This is a genomic window from Thermococcus sp. ES12, assembly GCF_012027515.1.
In the GTDB taxonomy this organism is placed as follows: Archaea; Methanobacteriota_B; Thermococci; order Thermococcales; family Thermococcaceae; genus Thermococcus; species Thermococcus barossii.
The window spans coordinates 1-404 of record NZ_SNUP01000119.1 but is presented as its reverse complement, the minus strand read 5'-3'; the positions used below and the strand labels follow the sequence as shown (position 1 = coordinate 404).

The 404-nt window shown below is 35.4% G+C and carries 1 protein-coding gene and 1 pseudogene; both read right to left on the bottom strand.

The features are described from left to right. Positions 1 to 101 (bottom strand): annotated as a pseudogene (locus E3E37_RS11345) (peroxiredoxin); the annotation flags it as partial. A 160-nt stretch (positions 102 to 261) separates the two neighbouring features. Next, a partial coding sequence (locus E3E37_RS11340) for an N-glycosylase/DNA lyase (protein ID WP_167717457.1) occupies positions 262 to 404 on the bottom strand: 143 nt, incomplete at its 5' end.

Here is a 404-nt window from a genome sequence, read left to right as displayed (position 1 = left end):
ACAAACCACTTGCCCTTTTCAACAAAGTAGTCGGGAAGCGTTATCACTCCATGGGTTGTTTTCACTTCCACTTCTGGAAACTTTTCTCCAATAACTACCATTTCCATCACCTCATAATTACTTTCATATGAAACTAGTGTAGTTCGAATATATAAAATTTTTGGTTTGTCCAATAATAGCTACATAGCAAAATTTCGAATATAATGTTGTGTAAAAATCCCTATTATTCTCCGAAATTCTACATTTTCTGGGAAAAATCTCTCACAAAGAAGAGAGTCTTAAAACTAACTCGGCTTTTTCACAGTGCTCTTTAAGCCGTTTCTTTACTTCCTCTTCTCCTCCTAAAACAGGCCAGAGAATAGAATCTATATGCAGAGGAGGTATCCCAACTTCTTTTGAAATCT